Origin of the sequence: Leeuwenhoekiella sp. H156 (assembly GCF_052218455.1) — a bacterium.
Classification (GTDB): Bacteria; Bacteroidota; Bacteroidia; order Flavobacteriales; family Flavobacteriaceae; genus Leeuwenhoekiella; species Leeuwenhoekiella parthenopeia.
The window spans coordinates 3357608-3376701 of sequence record NZ_CP197499.1 but is presented as its reverse complement, the minus strand read 5'-3'; the positions used below and the strand labels follow the sequence as shown (position 1 = coordinate 3376701).

The following is a 19094-nucleotide window of genomic DNA, read 5'->3' as shown; positions in this document are numbered from 1 at the left end:
AAACTAAACTGCTGTTATCTGACAAATCTACTATTTTCAAATTAAAAATGTAAAAGATACATTTAAAATAATTTTAACTATTTTCTTAAAAGTCTGCATTTAACAAACGCACACCATAAATTCCTGAGGTCCTGGAGTTGGGAGCCGCCTCAAAACGCACATTTAAAATTTCGCTTTTTGCAACAAGCTCGTCGGGTAAATCATAATCTACTTCGAAGAACGAATTGCCCTGCGTCCCATCAAATTGAGGAGATGCGATCACCTGCCCGTTTACCAAAATATCGAACTTCCTTCCCGCATCTTTACCGTAATAGGTAATGCGCAAGGTTTTAGCCAAAGCATCTTTGTTTCTCAAATCATAACTGAACCAACCCGTCGCATCGCGCCAGTGGCGGTTTTGATGCACACCGCTGTTAGAATCTTTAGAATCAAAACCATGATCAGACTCGGGTTGCTGCTCTCCCGGAGCTACATAATCAAGTGTTATTGATCTCAGATAGGCTTCTGCTTTTTGCTGCTCCTCGAGTTTGCGCTGCATTTCGGAAAGACTTTCAGGAGTTTCGGTTTTAAAATAAATGGTGTAGCGCTTTTCGTGAATGTTGTAAAATGGCTGAAGCACCAAATCCTTATATGCATCAGGATACAACAATTGCGAAGCGGTAAATTGTAAAGTTTTACCGGCAATGGGCTTGATCTGGTCAAGCATAGATTCACCGGCTTTTGCAACAAATGTAGGTGCTTCAGTCAAAGGCAAAAACGGACCGTTAGCAATATGACCGCCACGACTATCGTCAGCAAACATACCTTTTTGATCTTCATCTCCGGTCACAGCCGCCAAAACCAGCGGACCGTACTTAACCGAAACATATCCCGACTCATCCGGAATTTCTTCAAGACTGAGATGCATTGGCATTTCCATTTTTACACGATCGCCGTTTTTCCATTTGCGTTTCAAAGCAATATAGCTTCCGGGCTTGGCTTCAAGCTCCTGAAGCTTTCCGTTTACATAAACTTTTAAAGCCCCTGCTGCCACCCATTCCGGATAGCGTAACATCAGTTTTGCTTTGGTTTTCTTTCGGCTTTGCCAAATCAATTCTGTAAAATCAGCTTCCGGGAACCGGGTTTCCTGTTTTAAGGAAGCCTGTTTTTCTTCCCATTTCACTTCAGAAGGAATAAACAGGTTTACATAAAGCTTGTCTTCCGCTTTTGCGTAAATGAGTTCGTTGTACTTGGTATGATTTTCCATCCCCGAGCCTACGCAGCACCAGAAACTGGTTTCAGGTTGCGAGTACACGCGGTAATGCCCGGGACGCATTGGAGTAAAATACACAAAGCCACCCTCGGGATTTTGAGTGGATAAAATGTGATTGTATAGGGCGCGCTCGTAAAAATCGATATAATTTTCTTCCGCCGTGTCTTCAAATAAGAGCTTGCTGAGTTTAAGCATATTGTAGGTATTGCAACTCTCAGGCCCCTGCTCGCTGCTCATAACCGAAGAAAAATCATCAATAGGATTGAAATGTTCGCGAACGCTATTTCCGCCGATGCTCAGGCTGCGTTTTTCAGTCACGTTATCATAAAAATTGGAAGCGGCGTTGTGGTATTCTTTATCTGCTTCCAATTGATTGATGCGCTCAAAACCGATGAATTTCGGGATTTGAGTGTTGGCGTGCATTCCGGTTAGGATGTCTTCATCAACTGCTAGTGGCTCCAACAATGCCAGTTGGGAAAAGTCTTTAGCTAGTTTCAAGTACTTTTTATCGCCGGTAATCGCATAGACTTCAGCAAAAACTTCGTTTAGGCCGCCGTGTTCGGAGCGCAGCATATCCTGAATTTGTTCTTGAGAAAGATTTTCAGTGATGCCCATAAACCAATCAGTCAAATCGATCAACATGTCTTTTGCAATTGGAATTTCGGCGTGCAGCCACGCGTCTTTGAGTCCGTTGAAGGTCTTGTGAATATTGTACAAAGGCACCCATTTGTTATTCAATCCAAAGCTTGATGCATTGATTTTTCCGGCTTTAATTTCATCCCATAGCTGCTTACTTCCGGGAATTCCGCCCACGTAACCATTACCGTTTGCCTGTTGTGCTTTTTGTAATTCGGTAAGCGCATAGTCTAGCAACTCTTTAGCTTCAAGATCGCCGATAGACGCGTAATACATAGACAAGGCAGACAGGTAATGTCCTGCAGTATGCCCGTCAAGACCGGTATTTTCCCAGTTGGTATAAGATTCGGCTTTAGGCTCGAGACCGGCTTCGCGTAAAAAAGGTGCAAGCAGGCGATCTGCCTCTAAATCTTTGATGTATTCAAAATCGGTTAAAGCGGCTTCTTTAAAAACGCCTGAAGTAACCTCAACCTGATTGAGCGGGAATAAATCAACGCTTTGCTGCGCCGAAAGACCCCAACTCCATATTCCTAATACTGCAAGTATTTTTTTCATATTAATCTACTATTTTAATATTTAAACCCGGCCAGCCTGTATCGTCCCAAGAGAGCTGAGCGATTTGCAGTTTTGGCTTCGCATTATCCTGCGCATCGTATGCGTGGAAAATGATATAATCTTTGTCATCAAAGGTATAGGCAGCGTTGTGCCCAGCTCCATACCAGTTCGCATTGCCTTCAAGGATAAGGGTTCCACCACCTGCGTTAAGGCTTTTGCCTTCCCGGTCAACATAGGGACCGGTTGCCTTTTTAGAACGGCCCACGACAACTTTATAGGTGCTGTTTTCTCCCCGGCAACACAAATCCCAGGATAGAAACAGGTAATACCAACCGTTCTTTTTAAAGATAAACGGAGCCTCAAGAGCCGCATCACCCGGGTTATCGTCTGCCAACTCAAAAGAGCGTTCTCTTCGTGCAATCGTGTACCATTCCTGAGGTTTTGCGATTGATTTTAAGTCGTCAGCAAGTTTGACCATTTTGAGGCCTTCCCAAAAACTTCCAAAAGCCAGCCAGGGCGTTCCTTTTTCATCAATGATCAAATTGGGATCAATGGCATTCCACAAATCCCGGTTGGGAATCGACTGAATTACTATTCCCTGATCTTCCCACTTATAGGCAGGATCGTTTGCATCTAATGTTGAATTTATTGTCAGGCCTATAGCTGATGTATTTTTCGCGAATGCGGAAACCGAATAATACAAATAGTATTTCCCGTTATGAAAACTGATGTCTGGAGCCCAGATATGATTGTTAAAATCCTGAGCAACCTCATCTGCCCAAACCGGCTCTTCCTGAAAAACCTGAGGCTGGCGTTCCCAGTTCTTCAAATCTGATGAACTGAAAACCGATATTCCCCTACCGGTACTAAACAGGTAAAACGTATTTCCCTCTTTAATCATTACCGGATCATGCACCCGTATGTCCTGAGCAAAAAAGCTTCCGTTGATTAGGAATACTAAAAGTGCAAGGTGCTTTTTCATTTATATTACGGTTGAATTCCCTCTGAGGTCATCACAATACGTTTGATGCTTCCGTCTTCATTGTAATACAGGCGATCTACACATACCGAACGATGATAACTACTTCCGTGAATAGGAATGCTCCCGTTATGATAAATAAAATACCAGTTGCCTTCAAACTCAATAATAGACTGGTGATTGGTATTGCTATTGCCGGCCACTTCATTTAAAATCCCTTTAAACTCCCAGGGACCGGTAACGGATTTAGACATCGCATAAGCTATTTTCTCAGGAAAGTCATACGCGTAAGACAGGTAATACCAATCGCCGCGTTTGTGGATGTAAGGAGCTTCGGTAAACTTGGGAAGATCAACGGTATGGATAGGACCGTCCATTTCAATCATAGTGTCTTTCAGCTTAACATATTTACAAACCCGATTACCCCAATATAGATACGGCGTGCCATCATCATCGATGAAAACGGTAGGGTCGATATCGTCCCAGCTTATATCAGTTTGCGTCGTCATATCATTTGTGATGAGCGCTTTGCCAATGGCATCTTTCCAGGGTCCTTCCGGGCTGTCTGCCACGGCTACTCCTATAGCCTTTCCGGGTTTTGAATCATTATGTTCTGCGGTCACAAACCAGTAGAACCTGCCATCCTTTTCAACAACCTCAGAAGCCCAGGCTGAATGAATAGCCCAATCAAAATCACTTGGTTTTAACGGAACAAGATGCTCTTTCCAGTTGACCATGTCGTCTGAAGAATACAGCAGCCACTCATCCATAATATAGCGCTCTTCATTTTCCGGCGCCTGATCGTGCCCGACATACAGATAGACCCGGCCGTTATGAACAAAAGCTGCGGGATCAGCCGTGTATTTATTGGTAATGATGGGATTGTTAAACGAACTTTCAAGTTCTTTAAAAAGTTCTTCCCCCCGCTCAGGATCCTGAGCTAAAGCGTTGTCAGACAACACAAAACACAGATATGAAAAAAATGCTATTCTAAGACTTTTGATCATAAGTCTCTATTTGATTTGTTGCTACGCGCTTTTAGTTTGCTTCAAGAACCACTACCGAAAACGGTGGTAACTCTACTTCAAGAGTTCCGTTTTTAAGCTTGAATTTTTTGAATTGTTCAGGCTGAATTTTTTCCGGCGACTCAAATGTGTTGTGATCTTCAAGTGTTTTTGAAGTTAGAATTGTTGCGCTGATATCTTTCAGTTTTAAAGCACCTACGGCTACGCTAACAGTATTTGATTTTTTAGAATCGATATTCACCAAAGAGATGTGAACCTTTCCTGCTGCATCTTTTGAAGCCGAAGCATTTACTGCCGGAAGCTTTTCACCATTAAACTCATAGTCTGGCGTATTCAATTCGATAGGAATAAGCTGCGCATCCTGATGCACGTTGTACATTTTCATCACATGATAGGTAGGAGTCAGGATCATTTTCTCACCTTCGGTAAGAATAACCGCCTGAAGCACATTTACAACCTGAGCCAGATTGGCCATTTTCACACGTCTTGCATGATTGTGAAAGATGTTTAAAGTCATACCTGCAATCATCGCATCACGCATCGTATTCTGCTGAAATAAGAAGCCGGGATTGGTATCTTCCATAACATCATACCAGCCGCCCCACTCATCAACGATTAAGTCTACCTTGCCTTTAGGATCGTACTTATCCATGATTTCAACATGCTTGGTAATGAGTTCTTCCATTAACCAGGCCTGCTCCATAGTTTTAAAATACTGGTCTTCCGAAAAGCCTACAGAAGGTCCTTTTGCATTCCAGTCTATTACCGAATAATGGTGTAAAGCAACACCTTGCAGCAGGTTATGCGGAATGTCGCGCATCAAAACTTCCGTCCAGTGATAATCGTCGTTACTGGCACCTGAGGCTATTTTATACAAACCGCCTTCAAGACCGGCATCAGACATAAAAGTGGCATACTTACGGTAGATATCAGCATAATATTCTACTCGCATATTTCCACCACAACCCCAGGCTTCGTTTCCTACACCCCAGTATTTTACACCCCAGGGCTTTTCACGGCCGTTTTCCTTTCGCCAATCGGACATTGGGCTGATTCCGTCAAAATTCACGTACTGTACCCAGTCTGCCAGTTCCTGTACTTCACCGCTTCCCACGTTTCCGGCCAGGTAAGGTTCTGCTCCAAGCTCTTCGCAGAGATTTAAAAAGTTATGAGTACCAAAGCTGTTATCTTCGGTCACATTACCCCACCAGGTATTTACGATTGTAGGACGCTCGCTTTGTGGCCCTACCCCGTCCTTCCAGTGATAGGTATCTGCAAAACAACCGCCCGGCCATCTCAGGTTGGGAATCTTCAAATCTTTTAAGGCGTTGATAATGTCATTACGAACACCCTCTGTATTGGGAATATTACTTTTTTCGCCCACATAGAGACCGTCGTAAATACAACGTCCCAGATGCTCTGCAAAATGACCATAAATATTTTTGTCAATTACGGGAGCTTCGTCTGATGGATTGAGTGATACTGTAGCCTGAGCCAAAGTGATCAACGGAGTCAAAAAAAGAAGAAAAACCGGAAGAATACGGGTTGTACGTAACATAGAGTTTATTTTTTTAAATAAAACGTTTGCGCTATTGAAGCATTGTTTTAAGTGTTAATTTCACATTTAACAAATTAAGGTAAAATTTTCTTAAAATCAAACCTACTTTTGAATATTTATAAAAACACAAAAGCCAGTAAGGGCCTAAACTGTGTAATCCACATTTGTTAATTAATTTTATATTTGTTAAAAAATTAAAATGTTAAGCAGCTATTCAACCGCAGATAAAGTGCTTCTGGCTCTGGACTGCATCATCTTTGGATTTGACCAGCATCAACTTAAAATCCTGCTTATTCAAAGAGACTTTGAACCTGAAAAAGGAAAATGGTCACTTATAGGAGGCTTTCTAAAACGCACCGAAACTCTGGATGATGCTGCAAAACGCATTCTCAATCACCTCTCCGGTCTTGATGACATTTATTTGGAACAGCTGTATACCTTTAGCGAAGTAGATCGCGATCCCGGCGAGCGTACACTTTCTACCGCATATTATGCCCTGATTAATAGTGAGGATCACAAACTCCTGGAAGACGGCGACTATACTGCAAAATGGTTTGACATTAAAGAGGCTCCCAACCTGATTTTTGACCACAATGAGATGGTACAAAAAGCAATCCTGAGATTACGCCGCAGGGCGGTGAGTAAACCTATTGGTTTTGAATTACTGCCCGAGAAATTCACGATGCTGCAATTGCAGAAACTTTATGAAGCCATTCTGGACGTCGAGCTGGACAAACGCAACTTTATCAATAAAGTAAATGCGCTTGATATTCTGGTTAAACTCGATGAGAAGGATATGACTTCCTCCAGAAAAGGCTCTTACCTCTATCAGTTTGATAAAGAGAAATACGACCAAAAGATCGAGGAAGGTTTTACCTTTAAAATCTAGTGTAATTGCGGAGTTAAGACTCCTCTTCCATTAGGTATTCCTTAACAATCTGTGCGTTATAGCCCCAGTTATCTTAATTAAATCCCAATTTTAATCCTTTTGTATAAGAATTTCCTCATTCTTTTAAACAAAGAATTAAATTTGAAAGTTGATCGGCTTATAACCACATATGGATGCAGTAAAATCTACTTTCAGTATAAAAGATCTGGAATGCTTTGGAGGTGTGAAAGCGCACACCATACGTATGTGGGAGCGCAGGTATAATCTTTTGGAACCCAAACGTACCGACACCAATATTCGATATTACGATCTGGCCGATCTGCAAAAACTACTCAATGTCACGTTTCTGCTTCAGCACGACTATAAAATTTCTAAAGTAGCAGAACATTCAACCGAAGAGATTGCTCAGCTGGTTCAGGAAATCCTTAAGAAAAACCGGCTTGGCTCTAATTATCACGCTATTAGTTCGTTTAAAATAGCGATGATGAATTTTGATCACCATTTGTTTACCAAAACGTTTAATACGCTTTCGGAGAAAATGGAGTTTAGAAAGATATTTTTTCAGGTATTCATCCCGCTTCTTGAGGAGATTGGCCTGCTTTGGCAATCCAACGCCATAAACCCGGCACACGAGCATTTTATTTCCAATCTTATACGTCAAAAAATGCAGGTAAAGATTGAAAGTTATAGTGCCAACAACAAGAGTACGAGTTCTAAAACCTTTGTTTTATTTCTTCCTGAAAATGAAATCCACGATCTGGGACTTATATTCCTCAACTACGAAGTAGCCGCAAAAGGCTTCAAATATATTTATCTAGGTCAAAGTATTCAGACCGAAAGTTTAAAATATCTGGTAAGCGCACTGCCCGATGCGCATTTTGTGAGTTATATGACCATAAATAGCAACGGGATTAGTATTGCTGAATTTGCCCGGCAATTCAACCGGGATGTAGAAAGCGATAAAGTACCTCTATATTTGTTAGGTCGCCTCATTCACGAAGAAAATCAGGCAGATATGCCTTCAAATGTAAAACTTATTAAAACCATTGAAGCGTTTCAGACGCTTTTAAATTGATACAAATCATGCCAAAAAAGATTGCTGTTTTAGGATCAGGATTTTCAGCTCTGGCTGCCTCTGCTTATCTGGCTAAAGCCGGTCACGACGTTCATATTTACGAGAAAAACAGTTCTGCCGGAGGGCGCGCGAGACAATTAAAAAGGGAAGGCTTCACCTTTGATATGGGACCATCCTGGTATTGGATGCCAGATGTTTTTGAACGCTTTTTTCAGGATTTTGGCAAGTCGGCTTCAGATTATTACAGTCTGGAGAAACTGGGACCTGCCTACAGGGTATATTTTGGCCCCGGTGACTACATCAGTATTCCCGACACACTCGAAAAAATAAAATTGATTTTTGAACAGGAAGAACCCGGAAGCGGTGCAAAACTGCAGCGCTTTATAGACGAAGCCGGCAAAAACTACGATGTGGCCATAAAAGATTTGGTATACAGACCGGGAGTTTCCCCTCTTGAGCTGGTAACACCGGCAACCATAAAAAAAATAGGAAGCTTTTTTAGCACCATAAGTAAAGACGTACGCAAATCATTTAAAAATCCCAAGCTTGTACAAATTTTGGAGTTTCCGGTATTGTTTCTGGGTGCTAAACCACAGGATACCCCGTCTTTTTACAGCTTTATGAATTACGCCGATTTTGGGATCGGAACCTTTCACCCTAAAACCGGTATGCACGCCGTTGTAGACGCGATGACCAGTCTGGCTACAGAACTGGGAGTTACCTTCCATTTTAATAGTGAAGTGAGTCGCATTCGTACCCAGGGCAATAAGGCTATAGGTATTGAAGTCAACAATAAATCAGTTGAAGCAGATGTTGTTTTAAGCGGGGCAGACTACCATCATACCGAGACCCTTCTGCCTCAAAAACTGAGACAGTATTCTGAAAAATACTGGGAAAGCCGGGTATTTGCCCCTTCTTCTCTCCTGTTTTATGTAGGTTTTGATAAGAAAGTTGAAAACGTTGATCACCATACCTTATTTTTTGATGTGGACTTTGAGCAACACGCACGGGATATTTACGATAATCCCGAGTGGCCAGACGAACCCTTATTTTACGCAAACTTCCCTTCAAAAACAGACGCTACTATGGCTCCGGAAGGAAAAGAAGCCGGCTTTTTTCTGATTCCGCTTGCTCCGGGTCTGTATGATTCACAGGAATTACGTGATACCTATTTTGATATCATCCTAACCAGACTTGAGAAGATCACCAATCAAAAGCTCAAAAAAAATATTATATTTAAAGAGTCTTTTTGTGTAAATGACTTTGTAGAAGTATATCATTCCTATAAAGGTAACGCCTACGGGATGGCCAATACGCTGCTTCAAACTGCATTCTTAAGACCTAAGTTAAAGAGTAAAAAAGTTGCTAATTTATATTTCACCGGTCAATTAACAGTTCCGGGACCCGGAGTACCTCCTGCTTTGATTTCGGGAAAACTTACAGCAGGTTTAATTACCAAAAAGAACAATTGAAAAAGAATGAAACAAATTTTTGACAACGTATCCCTTTCCTGTTCAGAAACCGTAACGCGCTCCTACAGCACTTCGTTTTCTACGGCTACTCGCATGCTCTCGCCGGGCATACGTCAGGACATTCACAACATTTACGGTTTTGTACGCTTTGCTGATGAAATCGTCGATACCTTTCACGATTACGATAAAGAAACTCTTTTTAAGCGTTTTGAAATCGATCTCGAAAACGCCCTTACCGATCGCATAAGCCTAAACCCGATTCTCAATTCTTTTCAGAATACCTATCACAAATATGGAATTGAAAAACATCTGGTAGATGCGTTTATGAACAGTATGCGTCTTGATCTAAGTAAAAACAAATACCTTACCGAAGAAGAATACAAAAATTACATTTACGGTTCTGCAGATGTGGTAGGCCTTATGTGCCTTACCGTTTTTGTAAAGGGTGATCGCCAGAAGTATGAAGAACTCAAAGATTGTGCGATGAGTCTGGGTTCTGCTTTTCAAAAAGTGAACTTCTTACGCGATCTCAAGGCAGACCACGAAGAACTAAGTCGCACCTACTTTCCCAACACCAACCTTAACGAACTTGACGAGGCTTCAAAACAACGTATCATAACAGAAATTGAGGCCGATTTTGCTAAAGGACTCGCGGGGATTTGTAAATTGCCGGTAGAAGCAAAATTTGGGGTTTACACCGCTTACCGCTATTACAAAAAGCTGTTGAGTAAACTTAAAAACACCCCTTCGCTGGAAATTAAAAACGCGCGTATACGAGTTCCTAACTATGTAAAAGCATCATTGCTGGCGCGCAGTTATGTGAAATACAGATTAAATCTTATATAAAATGCAGGCATTACTTTGGATTGCTGTTTTTGTACTTACCTTTTTTATCATGGAGTTTATGGCGTGGTTTACCCATAAATACGTAATGCACGGGTTTCTCTGGGTATTACACCGTGACCATCATCATAAAGACCATGGTTCCTGGTGGGAACGCAACGACTTCTTCTTTATTTTCTATGCCCTTATAAGCATAGGTTGTTTTTTGCTTTGGCAATATGAAAATGTATGGATTGGACTGCCCATTGGACTGGGTATTTTTGCCTACGGGGTAACCTACTTTATGGTTCACGATATCTTTATACACCAGCGTTTTAAACTTTTTAGAAACGCCAACAACTGGTACGCAAAAGGCATTAGACGGGCGCACAAAATTCATCACAAACACCTGGGCAAGGGAGATGGTGAATGTTTCGGGATGCTCATTCCTCCGCTTAAATACTTTAAAAGGTAGATGAGTTTTCTCACCGCGCACTGGAAATACCTGTGCTTTGCAAACTATGCAATCGATCCCGCGATCTTAGAACCTTACCTTCCTCCTCATACCGAACTCGATTTTTTTGAGGGGAAGTGTTATGTTAGTCTGGTGGGATTCTTATTTGATGATGTTAAGCTTAAAGGCATTCCTGTTCCTTTTCACCGCAGTTTTGAAGAGATCAACTTACGCTTTTATGTACGGTATAAGGATGGAAATATCTGGAAGCGCGGTACGGTATTCATCTCTGAAATTGTAAACAAACCGGCCATTGCCTGGGTTGCAAACACTTTGTATAACGAAAAATACAGTGTTTATAAAATGCATTATAAACACGATCTTGCCAAAGAAGAAAACTTTTTTAGCTACGGCATACATCTGGAAGATCACTGGAATTTAATGCAGGTCGCCACATCCCCTGAAGCTAAAAGCTACGATCCTAAAGGGATTACAGCCTTTATCACAGAGCATTTTTGGGGTTACAGCAAAAAATCAGATACCCAAACCTGGGAATATGAGGTCAAACACCCGCTGTGGAAAAGCTATGACATACTCGATTACGAGATTGTTTTTGATTTCGAAAGGTTTTACGGTGAAGCGTTTAGCGATCTCTCTACCCGGGAACCCGATAGCATTCAATGTATGGACGGCTCTGCTATTAGCATCGAAGGCAAAAAGCTTATCAAAAACTAATTACCGTAAACCGGTAATCAAGCGGGTCGAGAGCTTCAAACAACTGCGGAAGCAAATCTGCTCCGTATTCTGCATAAAACTCCGAGAAATTGAACACCCGCTCCTGTAAATTCTGAGCCGGAAAGAGTTCGTTTTGAATCAGTGTAAAGCGTTGTACGTGATCGCTTAATTTTCGCTTTTGGGCTTTCAGCAGGCGTTTCTCCAGATTATCGAGCCCCTTTAACTGTTTTACTTCCTGCGCTTTTACGGCTCCTAAAAAGGATTTATCGGTTTGCTCTGCGAGTTCGTATAAAGCTTCAAACTGCTTTACCAAATGTTGTTTTTGAGGCGAAAAATCAATGTCGATATTCGAAATTTTACGAATTTTTCGGTTGACCAGGTCATTTTGACTCAGGAACAATTCGTTTAGACTTATATCCAGTTTTTCGAGTTTTTCCTTCTGCTTTTCGGTAATTAACAAAGCGGAATTACGCAACATCAACATTGGGAAAGTCGCCCCTACGGCATCAAAATAAGTTTTGAGCTCCAGCCAGTATGCGATTTCTCCTCCACCGCCTATGTACGCCAGATTCGGCAAAATTACTTCCTGATAAAGTGGACGCATAATCACGTTAGGACTGAAAGCTTCCGGTGTGGATTGCAATTTTTCTAAAAGCTCAGCTTCCGAAAACTGAAGCTCGGTATCGTTTACAAAATAGCTTCCGTCTTGTTTAATGATACGCTCGCGAAGACCTTCCGCCAGGTAAAATAAATTGATTTCGCGGGCATTCACCTGTACCGAATACCCATTTTCCTCTAATTTTTCAGCCTGAGCACCTACCAGGTCAAAAGCCTTTTGCTCCAGCAATTCCTGCTTCATATAGGGCGCAAAAACTGCTTTTAAATCGTGATCGTTTCCATCTACAATCACCAGACCATAGGCTGCAAAAAGCCGGTGCGCCAGAAAACGCGTGGCTTTTGCCAGATTATTATGTTTGAGATAGGCGCTTTCAAAAAGCTGAGCGAGTTCCTGCGCAACACGTGTGGTACCCAGTTCTGCCTGCAAACGCTCGTAGACAGCGTCAAGTCCGCCATTATTCAAGGCTCCAACTGCACCTTTATCGTTATCTGAAATGTCCTCGCGGTTCCATTGTATTTTTTTTCCGTGAAGTCTGAAATAGTTGATTTCATCAAAATCGTGATCTTCGGTCGCCATCCAATACACCGGCACAAAATTCGAATCGGGATAGGTTTCTTTAAGCTTTCGCGAAAGCGTAATGGTACTGATTATTTTATACAAAAAGTAAAGTGGCCCCGTAAACAGATTGAGCTGATGCCCGGTCGTGACGGTATAGGTATTGGGCAATGCCAAAAGTTCAAGTGCATCAAGGCTTTCAGGAGTGTGCTCCAGTCCTTCATACTGTTTACGCAAAGCGGAAACCAAAACCTCCCGGTTCTCCGCAGAAAAATTCTTGTTTTCAATCTGAGACTTAAAGTTCTCCAGTGTTGGGAAATGCCCGTAAAAGCCGGAAAGATTTTCGTCCTGATCCAGGTAATCGCAGATAAGCTTTGAAAAATAACCGGTCTCTGAATAGGGAATTTTATGCGTGGACATTTACTGTTTTTTACAGGGTAAAATAATACGAATAGGGCTTTAACAGCCCCAAATTTACGTTAATTCACACAGATGACTTCGCTCTAATTTTAGTAGTTTTAAAGCTTCTAAAATACAACGCTGATGATTCGATCTTTTTTCTTCCTGTTTACCTTCACGTGCACCATTCTTTCGGCACAAAACCTTCAAAGTCCGTCTGAATTTTTAGGCTATGAGATTGGCACCGAGTTTACCCGTCACGCCAACGTAGTTTCCTATTTTAAACACGTAGCAGAGCAGTCTGACTGGGTAACCTATCAGGAATATGGAAAAACAAACGAACGCAGACCCCTCACCTATGCCGTGATTTCCACACCTGAAAATCTGTCCAATCTGGAGACCATTCGCAGCAATCAATTAAAAAATGCCGGTTTGGAAAGCGGCTCCGTGAGTCCGGACAAGGCCATAGTTTGGCTTAGCTATAATGTACACGGTAATGAGGCAAGCAGCACCGAGGCTTCGATGCTTACGCTTTATGATCTGATCACCACCAAAAAGGAATGGCTAAAAAATACGGTCGTAATTATAGATCCCTGCGTAAATCCGGATGGAAGAGATCGTTATGCCAACTGGTACAATCAGGTTAAGGCCAGCCCTTATGACACCAACCCCGATGCGATTGAGCACAATGAGCCCTGGCCCGGTGGTCGTCCCAATCATTATCTTTTTGACCTCAACCGCGACTGGGCCTGGGCGACACAGGTAGAAACCCAACAGCGTCTAAAAGTATACAACCAGTGGATGCCGCATATTCACGTAGATTTTCACGAACAGGGTATTAACGAACCCTACTATTTTGCACCGGCTGCAGAGCCTTTTCACGATATCATAACTCCGTTTCAACGGGATTTCCAGACGCAAATCGGTGCCAACCACGCCAAATACTTTGATAAAAATGGTTGGTTGTTTTTTACCCGGGAGCGTTTTGACCTGCTGTATCCCAGCTACGGCGATACCTATCCTACCTATACCGGTGCGATTGGGATGACTTATGAGCAGGCCGGTAATGGCGGTGCGGGTCTGGGTATTAAAACATCAGATGGCGAAGTACTCACCCTGGTAGATCGGGTGCAGCATCATTTTACTACCGGAATCTCAACTGTGGAAATCGCCTCTCAAAATGCCGAAAAACTGAATGCGGAATTCAAAAAATACTTCAGTGCTCCTGATGTGGCGTACAAAAGCTTTACCCTTAGCGGTGAAGCAGATCATTTGCAGGCGTTGGCCGATTTGTTTAATATTCACGGAATCAAGTATCAATTTACCGGAAAAGGCAAAACCAGCGGTTACAACTATACCTCTCAGAAAAACGAAAGCCTTTCTTACGACCGTGCTCTTGTTGTTAGTACCAATCAGCCCAAAGGAAAACTGGTTCACGTTTTATTAGAGCCTGAAGCCGCACTTTCAACTCCGTTAACCTATGATATTACCGCCTGGAGCTTGCCTTACGCTTATGGACTTGATGCGGTTGCGAGCAGTTCTAACGGCTCATCTACTGCAGATTCAGCTGTAGATGCAGTGTCGAATACCGTAAATACCAATGCTGCGGGCTACATTAGCAAATGGAACAGTATGCAGGATGCACGTTTCTTAGCCGCTTTGCTGAAAGAAAACATCAAAGTACGTTTTAGCGAAAAAGCTTTTCGCCTTGAGAATAAAGACTACCCGGCAGGGAGTCTGGTGATTACACGCAGTGACAATGTAAACCATTCAGCATTTGATGAAAAACTCGTTGAAATCGCCAATCAATTCAAACGAAGCTTAACGCCATCTTCAACCAGTTTTGCCAGCGCGGGGCCGGACTTTGGTTCGCCAGACGTTAAACTCATCAACAAAGCTAAAATCGCGATGCTCACAGGTGAGCAAACGAGTTCGTTAAGCTACGGTGCCACATGGCATTTCTTTGAGCAACAAATAGACTACCCGGTGACTTCAATTCGCGCAGATGAATTGAGCCGCGTCAATCTAAATGATTACGATGTTTTAGTAATGCCTGACGGAAGGTATTCGCTTTCAGACGAAGCCTTAGACCAAATAAGGAGCTGGGTTCGCTCGGGTGGAAACGTGGTTGCCATACGTGGCGCACTTAGAGCTTTTGCAGACCAGGATGGTTTCAGTCTTAAAACAGCTGAGGATTCTGAAGAAAATGCTGAAGATTCAATCGCTGCAAAGCTGATTCCCTATAAAGATCGCGAAATGCAAAGCTCAAAAGATCTTATTAGCGGAAGCATTTTTGCAACTCAGGTAGACAACTCGCATCCTTTGGCTTTTGGCTATGACGACACCTATTACAGTTTAAAAATTGGTGATCAGGCTTATCAATTACTCGATGCCGGTTATAATGTGGTCTATCTGGGCGAAAACCCTAAAAATGTTTCGGGCTTTGCGGGTGCCGATGCTCTTACCGGTTTAAAAAACTCCCTGATTTTTGGTCAGGAACCTATGGGACGCGGTAGTCTGATATATCTGGCAGATGATCCGTTATTTCGCGCCTTTTGGGAAAATGGAAAGCTCTTTTTTGTAAACGCTCTGTTTATCGCTAATCCTTCATCGTATAGAAATTAATTTGCCGTGAATTTTATAGAACTCAAAATACTTGAAAGTATCATTTTTTTGGCCGTGTTGCTGCTTATTCGCTACATGGTTTCCAAACTTATTATAAGACGCTATCTGCGTGCGAATTTTGATATTACCCGAAAGCAGATTACCATAAAAGTACTTAACATCCTATTTTTTGTGGTCCTGGGTTTTTCTCTGGCAATGATCTGGGGACTTAAAGGAGCAGATGTTATTGCAGGTATTGGCTCTATTTTGACCATTTTAGGAGTTGCTTTTTTTGCACAATGGTCGTTACTGAGCAACATCACTTCGGGACTTATACTCTTTTTCAATCATCCGCTAAAAATTGGGGATTATGTCGAAATTGTAGATAAGGATTTCCCGATGGCCGGTCGCGTAGAAAACATTACCCTCTTCTTTTTGCACCTGCGGAATAAGGACAATCACGTCTATACGCTTGCCAATACCATAGTTACTCAAAAAACCATGCGCATTATGAAGCCCGAGGAGTTTTTTGAAGAAAACCCAATAGAAGAAGAGGATGACGGCGAAGCAAACCGTTCTCAAATAGAAGATTAACCTGTTTACGCCTTTAAAATGATCCAAAAAATCACTGTCCTGTTACTCGTTGCCTGTGCTTTTACAGCCTGCAAAACCGAAACAAAAACCGAAGAATTCCAATCAGACTTTGAAGTAAGTTATGAAGCATACACCTTAGATAACGGGCTCACGGTAATTCTGCATCAGGACACCTCAGATCCTGTGGCAGCGGTTGCACTTACCGCGCACGTGGGCTCTGCCCGTGAGAAAGAAGGACGTACCGGTTTTGCTCATCTCTTTGAGCACCTCCTGTTTTTAGAATCTGAAAACCTGGGTAAAGGCGGTCTTGATAAACTAAGCGCCCGTGTAGGTGGCAGCGGAGCTAATGGATCGACCAACCGGGATCGTACCAATTACTTTCAGACCGTACCCAGCGATGCGCTGGAGAAGATGATTTGGGCCGAAGCGGATAAGCTGGGCTATTTCATCAATACGGTAACTGAGCCGGTTTTGGCTAAAGAAAAGCAGGTGGTTAAGAACGAAAAGCGTCAGAGCTACGATAACCGTCCGTACGGGCACGAGCGCTATGTGATTCATAAAAATCTGTATCCGAAGGATCATCCGTACAACTGGCAGGTGATTGGTTCGCTTGAAGATTTGCAAAACGCGACCCTGGCCGATGTTAAAGAATTCTACAACCGCTGGTATGTGCCCAATAATGTGACGCTGAGCATTGCAGGAGACTTTGACCCCGCTCAGGTAAAAGAATGGGTACAAAAGTATTTTGGCGAAATCCCTCGTGGCGAAGAAGTTACTCCGCTTGAAAAACGTATTCCTACTTTAGAGACTACCAAAAGTCTTTTTTACGAAGATAATTTCGCTCGCCTGCCACAGCTTACGATGACCTGGCCGGCTCCTGCTGAATATACGCCTGATTCGTACGCGCTGAGCGTACTTACAACCTATCTCTCTGAAGGAAAGAAAGCACCGCTCAACAGCATCCTTGTTGATACGCTTCAGCTTGCAACCAACCCGTCTATGCGTTACTTCGGTTCTGAACTGGCCGGGGAAGTGAGTCTTAGCGTACGTGCTAATGCCGGGGTTGATCTCGATTCGGTACAAACCGGGATTGAGCAGGCTTTTACGCTTTTTGAGGCAAACGGAATCAGCGAGCGGGATCTCGAGCGCATCAAAGCCACGCAGGAAACCCGCTTTTTCAATAGCCTGAGCAGTGCTCTAGGCAAAGGTTTTCAACTGGCGCAATATCAGATTTTTGCCGGAAGCCCGGGTTACATCAATCAGGATATTAAAGAAATACAGGCGGTTACTGCCGCTGACGTAAAGGCAGCCTACGATACTTACATCAAAGGCAAAAATTATGTAGTAACCAGTTTTGTCCCCAAAGGCGAAGCTGCTCTGGCTCTCGAAGGAGCAGAGCCAGCTGAAGTTGTGGAAGAGCAAATCGTAAACGGTTCCGAAGAAAGCTTTGATCCATCACTAACTGCCGAATACGAGCGTACGCCTTCCTCATTTGACCGCAGCATTGAACCACCTTACGGCAAATCTCCTGAGATTAAAGTTCCGGAAGTCTGGTCGCAACAATTAGAAAACGGACTTCAGGTTTATGGCATCCTCAGTGATGAAGTGCCTCTGGTAAATTTTGAATTTAAAATGCAAGGCGGTTTGCTCCTGGAGCCCGAAAATAAAAACGGAGTTGCCAATCTTACCGCAGGATTAATGACCAAAGGTACCGCAACCAAAAACACAGCCGAGCTTGAAGAAGCTTTAGATTTGCTGGGGGCTTCGGTTTATGTGTATGCCGGCGCTGAAAGCATCACATTACGCGGAACAACTCTGGCTCGCAATTTTGATAAGACGATGGCTTTAGTCTCTGAAATGCTTTTACAACCACGCTGGGATGCTTTAGAATTTGAGCTTCAGAAAAAAGAAGTGCTCACCCGCATTCAGCAGCAAAAAGCAGATCCGGGTAGTATTGCCGATCTCGCTTTCGCGAAAGCCATATACGGAAAGGACCATGTGCTGGCCAAAAATATTCTGGGCACCACGCAATCTGTTGAAGCCCTTCAGCTTGAAGATTTAAAGAACTACTACGAAAATCTGGTTCCCAATCTCACCGATGTGCAACTCGTAGGGGCATTAAATGAAGCTACAGCCCTTTCGGTATTAGAACCACTCGTGACGAACTGGACGCGCAAGGAAGTAAGCATTCCCGCTCCAAAATTTGATAAAACGCCTAAAAAACCGGTTGTTTATTTTCTGGATGTTCCCGATGCCAAACAGTCTCAGTTGCGGTTTGGCTATGTAGCCCTTGCCGCTTCAAACCCTGATTATTTACCGGCAACGATGATGAATTACCGTTTGGGTGGTGGTGGTTTTGCCAGTGAGCTTACCCAAATGCTGCGCGAGACCAAAGGCTATACGTATGGCATTCGTTCCCGTTTTGAGGGTTCTGCCCTGCCCGGTCCCTTCCTGGTGACCAGCGGAGTCCGCAGCAATGTAACTGCAGAAAGTACGCAGCTGGTACGTGATATTATGAGCAGCTATGCGACTGATTTTGATGAAGAAGATCTCGAACTTACCAAAGGCTATTTCTTAAAAAGTGAAGCCCGTAATTTTGAAACTCCGGCCGCCAAATTGAATTATCTGGGCGAAATTGCTACGTTCAACTATAAGCCAGACTATATCCTGAAGCAACAGGAAACGATGAAAACCATCACACTCGATAAGATTAAGTCACTTGCAAATATCTATGCAAATCCTGACAGGATGATCTATATAATTGTAGGCGATGCTAAAACCCAATTACAAAAAGTGAAAGATTTGGGTCTTGAAGTTCAGATCGTTACTGAAAATCTGGAGCCACAGCCAGCTTTAAAAAAATAAAGTTCA

14 protein-coding genes are annotated in these 19094 nt (G+C 42.9%); 9 read left to right on the top strand and 5 right to left on the bottom strand.

Going from position 1 to position 19094, the window contains the following annotated elements:
- Nucleotides 1-85: 85 nt before the first annotated feature.
- The 4 genes from ACSSS3_RS14275 to ACSSS3_RS14260 are packed head-to-tail and all read right to left on the bottom strand — an operon-like array spanning nucleotide 86 to nucleotide 6005.
- Nucleotides 86-2443 carry a beta-L-arabinofuranosidase domain-containing protein gene (locus tag ACSSS3_RS14275; protein ID WP_442845194.1) on the bottom strand — a complete coding sequence of 786 codons (2358 nt, stop codon included), beginning with the start codon at nucleotides 2441-2443 and terminating at the stop codon, nucleotides 86-88.
- Nucleotide 2444: 1 nt separating this feature from the next.
- A complete protein-coding gene (locus ACSSS3_RS14270; RefSeq protein WP_228228266.1) occupies nucleotides 2445-3425 on the bottom strand; it encodes an arabinan endo-1,5-alpha-L-arabinosidase in 981 nt (326 codons plus the stop codon).
- 5 nt (nucleotides 3426-3430) lie between these two features.
- Nucleotides 3431-4429 (bottom strand): glycoside hydrolase family 43 protein, encoded by a 999-nt coding sequence (locus ACSSS3_RS14265; RefSeq protein WP_442845193.1) that lies wholly within the window; start codon nucleotides 4427-4429, stop codon nucleotides 3431-3433.
- A 31-nt stretch (nucleotides 4430-4460) separates the two neighbouring features.
- A complete protein-coding gene (locus ACSSS3_RS14260) occupies nucleotides 4461-6005 on the bottom strand; it encodes an alpha-N-arabinofuranosidase (protein ID WP_442845192.1) in 1545 nt (514 codons plus the stop codon).
- A 199-nt stretch (nucleotides 6006-6204) separates the two neighbouring features.
- Here ACSSS3_RS14260 and ACSSS3_RS14255 point away from each other — a divergent pair, with 199 nt between their 5' ends.
- From ACSSS3_RS14255 to ACSSS3_RS14230, 6 genes are all read left to right on the top strand, one after another.
- Nucleotides 6205-6894: an NUDIX hydrolase gene (locus ACSSS3_RS14255; RefSeq protein ID WP_228228269.1), complete on the top strand. Its 690-nt coding sequence runs from the start codon at nucleotides 6205-6207 to the stop codon at nucleotides 6892-6894.
- 169 nt (nucleotides 6895-7063) lie between these two features.
- On the top strand, nucleotides 7064-7969 hold the full coding sequence (locus ACSSS3_RS14250) for a MerR family transcriptional regulator (protein WP_442845191.1): 906 nt from the start codon (nucleotides 7064-7066) through the stop codon (nucleotides 7967-7969).
- Nucleotides 7970-7977: 8 nt separating this feature from the next.
- A complete protein-coding gene (locus ACSSS3_RS14245) occupies nucleotides 7978-9441 on the top strand; it encodes a phytoene desaturase family protein (protein ID WP_228228271.1) in 1464 nt (487 codons plus the stop codon).
- Nucleotides 9442-9447: 6 nt separating this feature from the next.
- On the top strand, nucleotides 9448-10287 hold the full coding sequence (locus tag ACSSS3_RS14240; RefSeq protein WP_228228272.1) for a phytoene/squalene synthase family protein: 840 nt from the start codon (nucleotides 9448-9450) through the stop codon (nucleotides 10285-10287).
- Between the two features lies 1 nt (nucleotide 10288).
- The gene (locus tag ACSSS3_RS14235) at nucleotides 10289-10738 is read left to right on the top strand and encodes a sterol desaturase family protein (RefSeq protein WP_228228273.1); all 450 of its coding nucleotides are present in this window, start codon (nucleotides 10289-10291) and stop codon (nucleotides 10736-10738) included.
- Nucleotides 10739-11452: a YqjF family protein gene (locus ACSSS3_RS14230; RefSeq protein WP_442845190.1), complete on the top strand. Its 714-nt coding sequence runs from the start codon at nucleotides 10739-10741 to the stop codon at nucleotides 11450-11452.
- Here the strand turns inward: ACSSS3_RS14230 and bshC are convergent.
- Nucleotides 11442-13046, bottom strand: coding sequence for a bacillithiol biosynthesis cysteine-adding enzyme BshC (bshC, locus tag ACSSS3_RS14225; RefSeq protein ID WP_442845189.1), 1605 nt, complete (start codon nucleotides 13044-13046; stop codon nucleotides 11442-11444). The genes ACSSS3_RS14230 and bshC overlap by 11 nt on opposite strands.
- A 123-nt stretch (nucleotides 13047-13169) precedes the next feature.
- Here bshC and ACSSS3_RS14220 point away from each other — a divergent pair, with 123 nt between their 5' ends.
- Genes ACSSS3_RS14220 through ACSSS3_RS14210 form a run of 3 tightly spaced genes read left to right on the top strand, consistent with a single transcriptional unit; the run spans nucleotide 13170 to nucleotide 19088 of the window.
- Nucleotides 13170-15650 (top strand): M14 family metallopeptidase, encoded by a 2481-nt coding sequence (locus ACSSS3_RS14220; RefSeq protein WP_442845188.1) that lies wholly within the window; start codon nucleotides 13170-13172, stop codon nucleotides 15648-15650.
- 6 nt (nucleotides 15651-15656) lie between these two features.
- Entirely contained in the window at nucleotides 15657-16223 is a 567-nt protein-coding gene (locus tag ACSSS3_RS14215; protein WP_442845187.1) for a mechanosensitive ion channel family protein, read from the top strand.
- Nucleotides 16224-16241: 18 nt separating this feature from the next.
- Nucleotides 16242-19088, top strand: a complete 2847-nt coding sequence (locus ACSSS3_RS14210; protein ID WP_442845186.1) for a M16 family metallopeptidase — start codon at nucleotides 16242-16244, stop codon at nucleotides 19086-19088.
- The last annotated feature ends 6 nt before the right edge of the window (nucleotides 19089-19094 follow it).